Origin of the sequence: Citrobacter sp. CK180 (assembly GCF_030333655.1) — a bacterium.
Lineage (GTDB): Bacteria > Pseudomonadota > Gammaproteobacteria > Enterobacterales > Enterobacteriaceae > Citrobacter_B > Citrobacter_B koseri.
Map to the genome: position 1 here is coordinate 143,123 of NZ_JAOWFM010000051.1, position 13,731 is coordinate 156,853.

General features: G+C 55.1%; 11 protein-coding genes. 4 read left to right on the forward strand and 7 right to left on the reverse strand.

The window, feature by feature from the left end:
• Positions 1-90 precede the first annotated feature (90 nt).
• The 7 genes from OGV50_RS13285 to uxuA form a co-directional block, all read right to left on the reverse strand.
• The gene (locus tag OGV50_RS13285) at positions 91-870 is read right to left on the reverse strand and encodes a heme ABC transporter ATP-binding protein (RefSeq protein ID WP_200091082.1); all 780 of its coding nucleotides are present in this window, start codon (positions 868-870) and stop codon (positions 91-93) included.
• Positions 863-1,855: a FecCD family ABC transporter permease gene (locus OGV50_RS13290; protein ID WP_047459566.1), complete on the reverse strand. Its 993-nt coding sequence runs from the start codon at positions 1,853-1,855 to the stop codon at positions 863-865. Before OGV50_RS13290 ends, OGV50_RS13285 begins: the two co-directional genes overlap by 8 nt.
• A complete protein-coding gene (locus OGV50_RS13295; protein WP_286488585.1) occupies positions 1,855-2,676 on the reverse strand; it encodes a heme/hemin ABC transporter substrate-binding protein in 822 nt (273 codons plus the stop codon). Before OGV50_RS13295 ends, OGV50_RS13290 begins: the two co-directional genes overlap by 1 nt.
• Entirely contained in the window at positions 2,673-3,701 is a 1,029-nt protein-coding gene (gene chuS / locus OGV50_RS13300; protein ID WP_012134512.1) for a hematinate-forming heme oxygenase ChuS, read from the reverse strand. The genes OGV50_RS13295 and chuS overlap by 4 nt, the downstream gene beginning before the upstream one ends.
• 45 nt (positions 3,702-3,746) lie before the next feature.
• Complete coding sequence (locus OGV50_RS13305) at positions 3,747-5,729, reverse strand: TonB-dependent hemoglobin/transferrin/lactoferrin family receptor (protein WP_115626256.1); 1,983 nt, start codon at positions 5,727-5,729, stop codon at positions 3,747-3,749.
• A 75-nt stretch (positions 5,730-5,804) separates the two neighbouring features.
• A complete protein-coding gene (hemP, locus tag OGV50_RS13310; protein WP_077956852.1) occupies positions 5,805-6,041 on the reverse strand; it encodes a hemin uptake protein HemP in 237 nt (78 codons plus the stop codon).
• Positions 6,042-6,191: 150 nt separating this feature from the next.
• The gene (gene uxuA / locus OGV50_RS13315; protein ID WP_012134508.1) at positions 6,192-7,256 is read right to left on the reverse strand and encodes a mannonate dehydratase; all 1,065 of its coding nucleotides are present in this window, start codon (positions 7,254-7,256) and stop codon (positions 6,192-6,194) included.
• A 478-nt stretch (positions 7,257-7,734) separates the two neighbouring features.
• On the opposite strand from uxuA, the gene uxaC reads away from it, so the two are divergent.
• From uxaC to OGV50_RS13335, 4 genes are all read left to right on the forward strand, one after another.
• Positions 7,735-9,144: a glucuronate isomerase gene (uxaC, locus tag OGV50_RS13320; protein WP_104867875.1), complete on the forward strand. Its 1,410-nt coding sequence runs from the start codon at positions 7,735-7,737 to the stop codon at positions 9,142-9,144.
• 20 nt (positions 9,145-9,164) lie between these two features.
• Positions 9,165-10,709 carry an MFS transporter gene (locus OGV50_RS13325; RefSeq protein ID WP_047459551.1) on the forward strand — a complete coding sequence of 515 codons (1,545 nt, stop codon included), beginning with the start codon at positions 9,165-9,167 and terminating at the stop codon, positions 10,707-10,709.
• Positions 10,710-10,782: 73 nt separating this feature from the next.
• On the forward strand, positions 10,783-12,246 hold the full coding sequence (locus tag OGV50_RS13330) for a mannitol dehydrogenase family protein (protein ID WP_200091094.1): 1,464 nt from the start codon (positions 10,783-10,785) through the stop codon (positions 12,244-12,246).
• A gap of 372 nt (positions 12,247-12,618) precedes the next feature.
• Positions 12,619-13,662, forward strand: coding sequence for a TRAP transporter substrate-binding protein (locus OGV50_RS13335; protein ID WP_012134504.1), 1,044 nt, complete (start codon positions 12,619-12,621; stop codon positions 13,660-13,662).
• The last annotated feature ends 69 nt before the right edge of the window (positions 13,663-13,731 follow it).

Below are 13,731 nucleotides of genomic sequence, written 5' to 3' on the forward strand. Positions count from 1 at the left end.
TGAGTTTTGCGGAAAGTATAGCCTGAGGAAAGCGATTCTCCGCAGAATTGTCAGCCGGATAAGGCGAAGCCGTTATCCGGCATTTTCCGGTTAAGGCGCGAGGAAGATCTGCGGCCCGCCGCTTGTCGGGTGTGTTCCGACGTGGACTTCCGCGCCGTACCAGCGGGTTAGCGTACCGGCTTGCAGAACCTCGGCGGGTGCGCCTTCGGCAACGATGTTGCCGCCATGCAGCAATACGATTCGATCCGCCCACAGGGCCGCCAGGTTGAGATCGTGCAGCACGATGCAAACATGCAAATGGCCCTTACGGGTCAGCGTTTTCAGCAACCGCAGTAAATGCTGCTGATGGAACAGATCCAGCGCGGAGGTGGGCTCATCAAGAAAAAGCCAGCCGCGTGGGGAGCCGTCGCACCATAGCTGCGCCAGCGCGCGCGCCAGCTGTACGCGCTGCTGTTCGCCGCCGGACAAGGAAGCGTAGCGTCTTCCCGCCAGCGGCAAACATTCGGTAAGCTGCATCACCTGATGGATCACCGCCGCTTCGGGCTGCTGCGTCCAGGGCATTCGCCCCATGCCGATTACGGCCTCAACGGGCCAGTCGAACCCCATTCGCGTTTGCTGAAGCATGACCGCGCGGTAGCGGGACAGCGTCTGCGCAGGCCATTGCTCAAGCGGTTTGCCGGCCAGCAGGCAACGCCCGTCTGCCGGAGTGAGATAACCGGTGAGCAGCCTTAACAGCGTCGATTTCCCGGCACCGTTGGGGCCAATTAATGCCAGCAGTTCTCCCTGGGGCAGGGAGAGCGAGATATCGCGAATAATTGTTCTGCCCGCAGCGGCGTAGCTGACGCTGTCAGCGAGAAAACGTTCAGCCATACTGACCTCCCCGGCGGAAAATAAGCCACAGGAACCACGGCGCGCCCAGAATACTGGTCAGCAGCCCGACGGGCATTTCAGCCGGGGCAACCAGCGTTCGGGCGATGGTATCGGCAATCAGCAGCAGAAAGGCGCCCGCCAGCACGGAGCCGGGGATCACCGCACGATGGTCCGCCCCTAGCCACATCCGTATCAGATGCGGCACGACCAGACCGATAAACCCGATCACGCCGCTGACGGCGACAGCCGCCGCCACCAGCAACGCGCTACAGATCAGCAGGATTCGCTGAACAACCCGGACATCGACGCCCAGGTAATGCGCTTCTTCCTCTCCCAGTTGCAGCAGGTTAAGCGCGCCAGCAAGACGCCAGATGAGAAATACCGTTGGGATCATCAAAGAGGCGACCGCCAGCAGCGTTGACCACTGCGCCTGGCCAAGGCTGCCCATTCCCCATAGCGAGAGCTGGCGTAGCTGGGTGTCATTGCTGATCCACGACAACACGCCCACCGCCGCGCCGCATAGCGCATTAATGGCGATGCCGACCAGCAGCAGCCGGGAGAGCGAACTGTCCCGCTGTCGGCTGAGCAGGAAAATAACGACCGTTGCGATGAGCGCGCCAATGAATGCCGCCAGCATCGGCGCATACAGCATAATCAGGGGAGGCAGCGTGAGCGGAAGGACGACCCACAGCGCAACGGCTAACGCCGCGCCGCTGCTGATGCCGAGCAGTCCCGGATCGGCGAGGGGGTTGCGAAAGAGCCCCTGCATCACGCACCCGGCCAGCGCCAGCGAGCCGCCAATTACCAGCGCGAGCAGAACCCGGGGCAGACGAATGTTGAACCAGATCTGGCGTAACGCGTCGTCGCCGTCATGCCAGAGCAGGCTGAGCGGCAGGCGTAATGCGCCAAAACCGCTTGCCACTACCGTCACCACTGCCAGCATCAGCGCCAGCGTATACAGAGAAAGCGTGATCCGCCGTGGCATCAGGGCAATGACTCCGCTCTCGCGCGTAGCTGCTGAATCGCCTGAGGCGTACGCACGCTAAAACCGAGCAGCGCCATATCATCGACCGCGAACACCTGCTTATTGCGCCCGGCAGGGGTCTGCGCCAGTCCCGGTAACTTCCAGAGATTCTCTTCGCCGCCCATCGCCGTTAATCCCTCCTGGGGAATCACCACCAGATCGGGCTGGCTGGCGATCACGCCTTCCTGTGAGAGCGGCTGATAGCGGGAGACGCCCTGCATCGCATTTTGTAGCCCTGCCGCGCGAATGGCGGCATCCGCTCCCGTTTGCTGTCCGGCGGCCATCGCGCTCATTCCGCCGTGGTTAAGAATAAACAGCACCCGCTTATTGAGCGGCGTGGTCGGCAGCGCGGAGATCTCTTTATTCAGCGTCTGGCGCAGCGCCTCGCCTTCAGCCACCCGGTCGGTGGCGTTGGCGATGACCTGCACTTTCTCGTCGATGACGCGCAGGTCGTTGCGGCTCGGTACGGTAATGACCCGAACATGACTTTGCTCGACCTGTTTGAGTACCAGCGAGGGCTGAGCCTGGCTGCTTGCCAGCACAAGATCGGGACGCGTGGCGAGGATACCTTCGGCATTTAGCTGGCGCAGATACCCCACATCCGGCAGGGCAGTGGCCTCCGGCGGCCACTGGCTGGTGCTGTCGCGGGCGACCAGCGAAGACTGTGCGCCGAGTGCGTACACGATCTCGGTGACATCTCCGCCGAGCGCGACGATCTTATCCTGTTTCGCGGCAAGAACCGTCAGCGGCAGGGCGGCAATCAGGGCAAGCAGTTTTTTCATGCCGCCAGCCCTTTTGGCATCAGCGCCTCAATCTGTTTGCGCCACTGTGTCTGTTCTGGTTCGCCTTCCGTACGCTGACCGTAAAGCTGAGCGATTTGCGTGCCGTCATGTGCAAAGAGTTCCAGACTGGTGACGTGGCCGTCCGCGGTAGGTTTGCGGGTTATCCAGGTCTCGGCAATCGTCTCTTCCAGCAGGTGCAGCGTAAACGTCGGGTTGAAAATATTCAGCCAGCCTTTCATCGGCACGACTTTTTCGACCACGCCGGTGAAAATTTGCACGCAGCCTCTGTTGCCGACGAACACCATGATTTCATTGCCGTCTTTAAGGGCGGCGTCGAGGAGCTGCGCCAGCGCGCCATTCGGCACCTTGCAGGCCAGATCGTCAGCGACCCGTTCAAAAGCCTGCTGGCGGGTCAGGTTATGGCGCTTGAGCAGCGTGAAGAACTGGTGAACGTCGGTCATCGCGCGCCACTCTCTGTCAACGGTCACGGCATCGGCAGCCGTTTCGTTAACAGGGGTTTCAGCCGCTTTCAGCGCCAGCGGCGCATTCTCGGTCACGATAAAATGTTGCAGAAGCTCGTCCCAGGCGGCGGTGTCGGTGTTGTCTGTGGCATACACCTTCAGGAGCGCATCGCCCTGATGATCAAAGAATTGAATGCTCTGGCGCTCGCCGCGGGCGGTCGCTTCTTTAATGTGGAACACGCTGGCCCATTGATTTAAAAATAAGCGCAGATCGAGCGCGCGTGGGTTCAGTACCAGCCCGGCGTGACCGCTCAGGTGTTGATTGGTGAATGCGCCGACCTGCTCGTGTACCGCATACTCGTTGCGGCAGATGCATTTTGTTTCGCCAACGGATTCCAGCGCCGCGAAAATTTCACGCGTGTCGCCGCGCAGCCGCCATGCGTCATGGCCGACGCGGGCAAACGTCAGCTCCGCCTCGCTGATCCCCAGTAAACCAGCGATGTCACGCGCGTACTTACCAGGATGTTGTTCTTTTAGCTCAAGCCAGCGTGTGTAGTGGTTCATTGTCTCTTCCTTCCAGTATTTGCCCCGGCGAACCGGGGCGGGTGATTACCATTGATAGCTCACGAAAATCTTGCCGTTGCGCCCGTCCTGCGGGATGCCCTGCGGCGACCAGTACTCTTTATCGAAGGCGTTACCCAACACCAGCGTGGTGGTCATGCCTTTCAGCGCCTGCTGTCCCTGGTAGCTAACGTAAAAGTCGTTGACGGCATAACCCGGCTGTTTGCTGTATTCGCTGCTGATATGCGTTGAGCGATCGGCAAACGTTCCTACCCAGCCAACGGAGAAGCCGCTCTGCGCGACGGGAATATTCAGCTTGCTGGTGACGGTATCCGGGTTAATGCTGGAGATATACTCTCCGGTATCCTTGTCTTTCCCACGGGTGCGGTTGTAGGCCACGTCGAGGCTGAACAGATCAGCGGTATATTTCGTCATCACATCCCAGCCCCAGATTTTGGCGTTCGGGACGTTGTAAGACATGGTGGTCGCGGCGGCGAAATCGACGGTCGTGGAGATGTAATCTTTTGCTTTGGTATCAAAGTAGCTGGCTTTGAACTCCAGCGCATCGTTGGACAGCATCAGATTGTCGAAACGCAGACCAAAACCGTACTCCTGCGTTTCGTTGGTTTCCGGGCGCAGGTTAGGGTTTGGCACCCAATAGTTAGTGTAGAAGTTGCCAATGGAGAAGTGTTTTGCATCGTTATACATTTCACCCATTGTCGGCGCGCGGAATGCCTGGGCGTAAGAGCCAAACAGCATCAGCCAGTCCGTCGGGCTGACGGTTAACCCGGCGCGGGATGACCATTTATCGGCATCAACATCGTCATAGCCGTCGCTGCTGCCGCGGTAGTTGTCGTAACGCGTGCCGCCCAGCAGGGTGACGGGCAGGTCGCGAAGGGTGATTTCATCCTGCAACCAGCCGGAGCTGAAGTCGATTTTTGCTTCCGGGAAGCCGGTTGTCACGCCGCCGGGTTTTTGCTCCTGGCGGTAATACTCTCCGCCATACGTCAGCAGGTGAGAGGCGAAAGCGTCGCTGAAGAGACGCGTGCGGTTTTCAACTTTTCCGCCTTTGGTGGTTTGTTTGCGAAATTCTCCCGTGTTATCGACGTTCTGGGCGTTGATGCGCGCTTCAGACCAGTACACTTTGGCATCGGCATTCAGCCAGTCGTTGCCCTGCGGCGCGATCCTGTAAGAGAGCTGCATGTCGCGCTGGATGGTCGAGCGATCCACAAGAGGGTTGCTGGTGGAGGCATCAATCGTTTGCGGGTTCTTCGGCTCTTGCGCGTCGTTGTTGTAGTAACGTAATGACCCACTCAGCGCCTGCGCATCGTTAATATACCAGGTGCCTTTTGCCAGCATGTTATTGATCGATTCATCATTTGGCGCCGTGGAGCCGTCGCCCTGGCGCAGGTCGCCACGATCGCGGCTGGACCATGCCACCAGTCCATCAAGGTTATCGGTTCGGCCAAAGGCGCTGGCGCCCATTCCCAGACTGTGATCGCCCGTGCCGCCAGTACCAAAGACGCGGAAACCGCTGTTCTGGCCTTCCTGAAGCAGATCTTTCGCATCGGCGGTTTCATAAGAGATCACGCCACCCAGCGCGCCACTGCCGTACAGCAGTGCGGAAGGGCCGCGAACGATCTCAATACGTTTGATCAACGCCGGATCGAGGAAGGTGCTGTTGAGGTGCCCGGTATCGGTTCCCTGACGAACGCCGTCCACCAGAATCAGTACGCCGCGACGATCATAGCCACGCATACTGATATCCTGGCCGTTGGTTCGCCCGCTTCCGCTCAGGGTGATCCCTGGAACAGGACGCAGCAGATCGGCTGCCGAGCTGGCGGTCTGGTTTTCGGGATCGGACGTATCGATAACGCTCACCATCATGGGGGCTTCAAAGGTGCTGCGCGCATTACCGGTCGCAGTGACGGTGATATCGTCTGTGGTCGCGTAAGCCGCTCCTGGCAGGGTGCTAACGATTGCCAGCGCCAGCAGAGATGGGCGCAAGGAGGCAGATTGCAGGCGTAACATAACAACTCTCCATAAGGAAATTGAAAAGTGCTGGCTGCCTGGGGGGAGACCTGGGTGGCTGGCGAAATTGGTTATTTATTTAGTCAGGATCAGTTTCCCGGATTGCGTCTGGCGGAGCAGATAATGTTCACCCTTATGCTCAATCAGTACCCAGCCTTCTTCGCCGAGCAATACTTTGCTGTCTATCTGGCGTTTGGTGCCTGAAGGAGAAAGCGGAGCGTTGTTTTTTATTATTGCAGCCATAGTGTTATGCATAGCGGGCGCATCCGTTATGAAAATGATAATAAACATGATAACAAGAATGATTATCATCAAGATCAATTTTTGCATCAAGCGTTTTTTCGTAAAATAGCGTCTGGATCAACTTTGGTGAGAAAAGCGGTGATATTGAGGGGTACGGCAAGTAAAAACCCGCAAAATGGCGGGTTTTTTATCTCGTTACATCGTGATTCACAACGGACTTTATTTTTTCTCCAGCGCTTCCCAGAGACCTGACAGGTAAGTGACGCCGAGCGCGCGGTCGTAAAGACCATAGCCTGGGCGTCCCGTTTCTCCCCAGATAAAGCGACCGTGATCCGGGCGGATATAGCCATCAAAGCCGTTATCGTGGAGCGCCTGCATTACGCGGTACATGTCCAGCGAACCGTACTGCGAAGGGTGGGCCGACTCGTAGAAGTCTTTATCTTTGATCAGCTTAATGTTGCGTACGTGCGCAAAATGGAGGCGCTTGCGACGCGTGAATTCAGCCAGGATTTCATAGACGTTATTTTCTGGATCTTCCGCGATCGAACCGGTACAGAGGGTGATGCCATTCGCCGGAGAGTCAACGGCATCGCAAATCATCGCCAGGTCGGCGTGGTTTTTGACCACGCGCGGAAGGCCGAAAATAGAATACGGCGGATCGTCCGGGTGAATGGCCATTTTCACGCCCACTTCTTCGCACACGGGAATAATCTCCCGGAGGAAATAAAACAGGTTTTCCCGCAGCTTGTCGTCATCCACCCCACTGTAGCGCGCGAATAATTCTTGCACTTTAGCCAGGCGCTCAGGTTCCCATCCCGGTAATGCGAAACCGTTGGAGTTATCCAGAACCTCTTTTACGACCTCTTCCAGCGTCTTATCAATGCCATGTTTTTCAAAGGCCATCGTCAGAGAACCGTCCGGCAGGACGTAGTTCATGTCCGTTTTCATCCAGTCGAAGACCGGCATGAAGTTATAACAGATGACCTTTATGCCAAAGCCCGCCAGGTTGCGGATCGTCTGCTTGTAATTCTCAATATAGCGATCGCGTTCCGGGGTGCCGATTTTGATGTCATCGTGGATATTGACGCTTTCGATGACTTCCATCTTCAGGCCCGCAGCGTGCGCCTGCTCAACCAGCGCCTTAATTTTTTCAACCGGCCACACTTCTCCAGGGGCGACATCATAGAGCGCCCCGACGACGCCTTCTACACCCGGCACCTGGCGAATGTATTCCAACGGGATTTTGTCTTCCTGTGGCCCAAACCAGCGCATTGTCATCTGCATTCTTTGTCCGCCTTTCTTATCTTATTGCGTATTTCGTATATTTGACTTCATACCATACTAGTATTGACTAGCATATTCAGTAATGACAATTTGATCAACCTTACCGTAGAAAAAAGATTAAATGCTGCCAGGAATATACATTTCCGTTAAGGGGAAGCTTTTACTGGAAAGCTTATTTCCGGTAAGTGTTTTAATTTTGTAAAATATAATGATCAGTTTGTTCTTATTTGTCGTTTATCGTGAAAATAACCGCTATAGCACAGGGATTAATACACGCCATTACGACTGAAAGTGATTTTTTTATTGAAAGTTGCATAACATGATTTAAGTCACAAATTTCTTAATTACACTTGTATGGTAGTAGACTTTAAATGGGCGGGAGGGGTAATGTCGGGGCTATTAAGTACCTGTCATACACCGATTTTAGCCTCAACCTGGGGACGTTTTAGCAAAAGCCATCCCCTTGTGCGGAGTAATTATGTCCATGATAAATCAAAGTTTTATGATAAATAACGAACCGGGTCAGCGGTTGTATTCTGAGCTGGCTAAGACGTTACCTATTATTGACTATCACTGCCATCTTGAAGCGAAAGCGATTTGGGAAAACAAACCTTTTGCCGATATTACCCAGCTTTGGCTGGAAGGGGACCATTATAAATGGCGGGCGATGCGTGCCAATGGCATACCCGAGCGGAAAATTACCGGCGATGCCTCTTCAGAGGAAAAATTTGAAGCGTGGGCGCAAACCGTTGAGGCCAGTTTTGGTAATCCGCTGTATCACTGGACTCATCTTGAACTGAAATATTATTTCGCGATTGAGGAAACGCTAAACAGTAAGAACTGGCGCACGATTATGGCGCAGTGTAATGAACAATTACGTCGCGATGATTTTTTACCGCAGGCGTTAATTACCCGTTCAAATGTTGAAGCGCTTTGCACAACCGATGGGCCGCTTGACGATCTGGAATATCATCAGCGACTGGCGGAAAAGCGTGATTTTTCAACGCTCGTGCTGCCGACCTTCCGTCCCGATGAACTGTTTGAAACGCATCCCGATCGTTTCCTGACGTTTGTTTCCCGCCTGTCGCAGAAAACCGGAAAAACCATTACCACTCTGAATGAGTTTCTCGCGGCGCTTGAAGCGCGCGTCGATTTTTTCCACAGCACGGGTTGCCGGGTGTCTGATCATGGGCCGCTGGCCGTTCGTTTTCGCCCGCTTGATGCTGCCGGGCAGGCCGCGCTGTTCCAGCGCCGACTGGCAGGTGATGCGCTGACTGAAGATGAACTTCAGGCCTGGGATAGCCTTATTTTTGTCGCCTTAGCCAAAATGTACAAACAGCGCGACTGGGCAATGCAGATTCACTTTGGCGCGATTCGCAACAACAACACGCCAATGTTCGAAAAAATCGGCATTAACTGTGGCTTTGATTCCATTGGCGATCAGACGCACCTTGCGGAAAGCCTGAATGGTCTGCTGAACGCAATGGCGGAAAACAACGGTCTGCCGAAAACGATCCTCTATAACCTCAACGCCAGCTATAACGATGTGGTTGCCTCCACCATCGCTAATTTCCAGAGCGGTGAAGATGGTGTGAAATCCCCGCTGCAATTTGGCTCCGGCTGGTGGTTTAACGATACGCGACGCGGCATGGTGAATCAGCTCAATGCGCTTGCCGATCAGGGATTACTCTCTAACTTTATTGGTATGCTGACGGATTCCCGTAGCTTTGTCTCCTATACCCGACACGATTATTTCCGCCGAATCCTCTGTGATTTGATTGGCGGGTGGGTCGAAAGAGGGGAAGTGCCGGAGGACGATGCGATCCTCAATAACATGATTCGTGGCATCTGCGTGGATAACGCCCGCCGCTATTTCCGTTTTCGATAAGACTGATGCAGGAATAAACGATGACCCGTAAGAACAGAAAAGTCACCATTCCCGTCAGTATCGGCTACGGCCTGACGGATATCATGGGGGGCGGCGCATTTACCGTTATCGGTGCCTGGCTGCTTTTCTTCTATACCACCTTTGTTGGTCTGTCGCCGATTGAAGCGGCGTCTATTGTGGCGATCGCGCGTATTGTCGATGCGATCGTGAGCCTGTTTATGGGCAGCTTCACGGACCATTTCTATAAGCATTATTTGGGCAAGAAATTTGGCCGCCGCCGTTTCTTCCTGCTCATTGGCGCGCCACTCATGCTGGTTTACATCCTGTTATGGATGAACGGCATGAACTTCTGGTTCTATCTCGCTGTGTACCTGGCCTTTGAGATTATCGCCGCTATGGTGCTGATCCCGTGGGAAACGCTGCCGTCTGAGATGACCAAAGACTTCAATGACCGTACCAAACTGTCAACGTGCCGCATGTTCCTGTCGGCATCCGGGACGTTCCTTGCCACCTTTATTCCGGGCCTGCTGATCGGCTGGCTGGGTGAAAACAACGCGGATGCGTATCTGATCAACGGCGTTGTATTTGCCGTGCTGTTTACGGTCTGTGTGTTTATCTCCTGGAAAGTGACCTGGGAACGTGAACTGACGCCGGAAATGCTGGCGGAAATGGAAAAAGAACGTCAGCCGATGACCGCTGGCGAAAAACTGGCGGCGTTTGGCAACCTGTTCAAAGAGTATGCCTCAACGTTAAAAGTACGCGCGTTCCGTAAACATCTGGCGATCTATCTCTTCTCCTTTACCGCCAAGGATGTCTACAACACCGTATTCGTCTTTTTCTGCGTCTACTGCCTGAATGTTTCATCCTCGCTGGCGGGAACATTGCTGTCGATGAGTATCGTCGGCTTGCCGGTCACGCTGGCGGCGGGCGTGGCGATTATTAAATATGGCCCTTCTCGCCTCTATGTCTTCTCCTACAGCCTGATGATGCTGTGCCTGGGCGGGTTCTTCCTGGTTTACCAGTTCCCGACCGACAACAAAATCGTATTGTTGGTGATTCTCGCCGGGGTTTACCAGGTCGGGCGCTGCATTCTGGAGTTCACGCCGTGGAACGTGTTCCCGTTCATCCCGGACATTGACGAAATGATCACCCGTCAGCGCCGTGAAGGGCTGTTTGCCGCCGTCATGACGTTCTCCCGTAAGACAACGGTAGCTATTGCGACCTTTGCCGTGGGCCTGCTTCTGCAAAGCGGCGGCTTCGTGAAAGGCAGCCAGACGCAGCCGCAGGAAGCGATCACGACCATTGCCATGCTGCTGTTCGTTGGTACGGCCGGGCTTCTGATCATTGCACTGTGGCAAGCGCTGACCTTCCATCTGAATAAGCGCACGCACAAAATTTTCGTGGATGAAATTGAACGCCTCAAAGCGGACGGTCTTAAACAGGATGTGACGCCGGAAGCCCGCCATATTGTGGAAGACCTGACGGGTTACAGCTATGACTCGCTCTGGTGTCAAAGCGCGCCTGAACGGGTAAAGCCCGCTGAACCCACCTCCATACTGAGCTGATACAGCCTGGCGGCAGCAAGGGCGCAATAGGCCTGCTGCCGCCAATCCCTCTTTTTATACAGTGAGTAGAAAGATGCAAAATAAGCTATTACACGCGAAAGCCACCGTTCCGAACTGGGATCGCAACGCGCTGGTTCCGCGAATTGTTCACCTGGGATTCGGCGCGTTTCATCGTGCGCATCAGGCCGTTTATGCGGATATTCTGGCTGCGGAACACGGCAGCGACTGGGGCTACACCGAAGTTAACCTGATTGGCGGCGAGCAGCAGATCGCCGATCTGAAAAATCAGGATCGCCTCTATACGGTGGCGGAAATGTCGGCCGATGCCTGGACCGCCCGCGTGGTTGGCGTAGTGAAGAACGCGCTGCATGCGCAGGTGGATGGTCTGGAAACGGTGCTGGCTGCCATGTGCGAGCCGCAGGTTGCCATTGTATCGTTGACGATCACGGAAAAAGGCTACTGCCACTCTCCGGCTACCGGCCAGTTGATGCTCGATCACCCGGCTATCGTTGCCGATCTGCAAAACCCTCAGCAGCCAAAATCAGCGCCGGGCGTTATTGTCGCCGCGCTGGCGCGCCGCAGAGCGGCGGGTCTCCCGGCGTTTACCGTGATGTCCTGCGACAATATGCCGGAAAACGGTCATGTTATGCGCAACGTAATATGCGCCTATGCGCAAGCCGTTGATGCCGGGCTGGCTGCCTGGATTGCGCAGAACGTGACGTTCCCCTCCACGATGGTGGATCGTATCGTCCCGGCGATGACGGCGGAAACGCTGAATAAGATTGAACAGCTTACCGGCGTGCGCGACCCGGCAGGCGTGGCCTGCGAGCCATTCCGTCAGTGGGTTATCGAGGATAACTTTGTCGCAGGCCGCCCGGAATGGGAAAAGGCCGGAGCCGAACTGGTGGCTGACGTGCTGCCGTTTGAAGAGATGAAGCTGCGTATGCTTAATGGCAGCCACTCTTTCCTCGCTTATCTGGGTTATCTTTCCGGCTATCAGCACATTAATGAGTGTATGGAAGATGAGCACTTCCGACGCGCCGCGAGGGCGCTGATGCTGGAAGAGCAGGCGCCGACGCTGAACGTGACGGGGGTGGATCTCACCCGCTATGCCGATATGCTGATTGCGCGCTACAGCAACACGGGGCTGCGTCACCGTACCTGGCAGATTGCAATGGACGGCAGCCAGAAACTGCCGCAGCGCATGCTGGATTCCGTTCGCTGGCACCTGGTTCACCACCATCGTTTCGATCTGCTGGCGCTGGGCGTCGCGGGCTGGATGCGTTACGTCGGCGGGGTGGATGAACAGGGAAACCGTATTGACGTTAGCGATCCGCTGTTGTCGGTCTTGCAGAATGCGGTGATGCAGAGCGCGGAAGGCGAGGAGCGGGTAAAAGCGCTGCTGGGCGTGGAGGCCATTTTCGGGAACGAATTACCGCATGAGCCGCTGTTTGTGGCGCAGGTAACGCAGGCTTACCTGTCGCTGCTGGAAAACGGCGCGAAAGCGACGGTCGCCCGCTATATCTCTGAACGGTAAAGCGTAAAGGAGTGCCGCCAGATAACGACGGCACTCCTGCGTTGACTGACGCCCCCCATTCACCAACCCTTTTCCTCTTTTTTCTCTCCCGTCGCTTCCTTCTGCGCTAAACAGTGACTAAACAGCAATGATGTCGTTTTAACGATGTAACGCACCTGCGCGAATTAGCGATGTCCGCCACAAAATTCACATATCACTCCCACTGATGAAAGGAAGCGACTTGCTTTTGTACAGGGAGGCGGATAGTTTCTGTAACGTTACACTAAAACGTTACAGAAGAAACATACAGCAGTTTTTCTCATTTACTCTCCTGGCGATTTAGCGGTGCCAGACGGCGTTATCGCTACCCTAATGGTATGTGGAAGGACAATCATGATGGAAATAAAACAGCTTCGTTCGACCAGACGTTTTTTAGCTTTAGCTTGCTTAAGTACCGCGCTGATAGCGGGCAGTGTGGTGACTTCTTTTGCTCAGGCAGCGCTTAATTTTCGCGTTTACTCCTCTTTGCCCGGGGATGATTCCTCCGCGCACTATATCTGGTTTACCCGTTTTCAGGAGAACCTGAACAAAAACGAAAAATTGAAAGGGCAAATTAAGCTCAACTATTTTGCCAACGGGATGTTAGGAAAAGAGGCCGATGCCACGCAGCAGGTACGCATTGGCGCAATCAATATGATGATCTCCGGCACCTCGATTTGGGCCACGCTGGTGCCTGAAATCGGCGTTCTGGATCTGGGTTATCTGTTTAAAGATTACGACCAGGTTGGCAAAACGCTGGACGGAAAAGCGGGCGAGCAGCTTTCTGCGTTAATGCTGAATAAAGCCAACGTTATGGTGCTGGGTTATGGCTATAACTTAGGCGCGCGTAATGTGTATACCAAAAAGGCCATTGAAAAACCTGAAGATTTAAAGAATCTGAAAATCCGCGTTCTGCCAGTGCCTAACTTTATCGCCACGCTGAATCATATGGGCGCGGTGGCGATTCCGATGCCGGGCGGCGAGGTCTATTCCAGTCTGCAAATGGGCGTTATCGACGGCGTTGAACATGATGCGCCGACCATCTACTCCAGCAAATATTATGAAATTATCAAGAATGGCACCCTGACCCGCCATAGCTTTAACCCGCTGATGATTGCCATGAATAAGAAGAGCTTCGAGCAAATTCCAGAAGCGCTGCGGGCCGACGTCCTTGCGGCGGCGCAGGAAGCCACAGAGTACGAGCGCCAGCAGGCAAGCCAGAAAGAGCAGGAAGCGATTAAAAATCTGGAAGCCAAAGGGGTGACATTCCGCGAGACCGATCGCGCGTACTTTGCGCAGCAGGTGCAGCCGGTCTGGAAGGCATTCCTCGATCAATATCCTGATATGAAACCGATTGTTGATGAGATTACCGCCGCGGCGCCAGGCGATAAGTCGTAATACGTGAGCCGCCGATTCAGCCGGTTTTGGGGTGGGTCGGCGGTATCACCCGGTAAGCCCATGAAAGGA

Bases quoted from the DNA above. Each gene is read 5' to 3' on its own strand.
- OGV50_RS13285 (WP_200091082.1), bottom strand. From the start codon at position 870: ATGGCTGAACGTTTTCTCGCTGACAGCGTCAGCTACGCCGCTGCGGGC.
- OGV50_RS13290 (WP_047459566.1), bottom strand. From the start codon at position 1,855: ATGCCACGGCGGATCACGCTTTCTCTGTATACGCTGGCGCTGATGCTG.
- OGV50_RS13295 (WP_286488585.1), bottom strand. From the start codon at position 2,676: ATGAAAAAACTGCTTGCCCTGATTGCCGCCCTGCCGCTGACGGTTCTT.
- chuS (WP_012134512.1), bottom strand. From the start codon at position 3,701: ATGAACCACTACACACGCTGGCTTGAGCTAAAAGAACAACATCCTGGT.
- OGV50_RS13305 (WP_115626256.1), bottom strand. From the start codon at position 5,729: ATGTTACGCCTGCAATCTGCCTCCTTGCGCCCATCTCTGCTGGCGCTG.
- hemP (WP_077956852.1), bottom strand. From the start codon at position 6,041: ATGATAATCATTCTTGTTATCATGTTTATTATCATTTTCATAACGGAT.
- uxuA (WP_012134508.1), bottom strand. From the start codon at position 7,256: ATGCAGATGACAATGCGCTGGTTTGGGCCACAGGAAGACAAAATCCCG.
- uxaC (WP_104867875.1), top strand. From the start codon at position 7,735: ATGTCCATGATAAATCAAAGTTTTATGATAAATAACGAACCGGGTCAG.
- OGV50_RS13325 (WP_047459551.1), top strand. From the start codon at position 9,165: ATGACCCGTAAGAACAGAAAAGTCACCATTCCCGTCAGTATCGGCTAC.
- OGV50_RS13330 (WP_200091094.1), top strand. From the start codon at position 10,783: ATGCAAAATAAGCTATTACACGCGAAAGCCACCGTTCCGAACTGGGAT.
- OGV50_RS13335 (WP_012134504.1), top strand. From the start codon at position 12,619: ATGATGGAAATAAAACAGCTTCGTTCGACCAGACGTTTTTTAGCTTTA.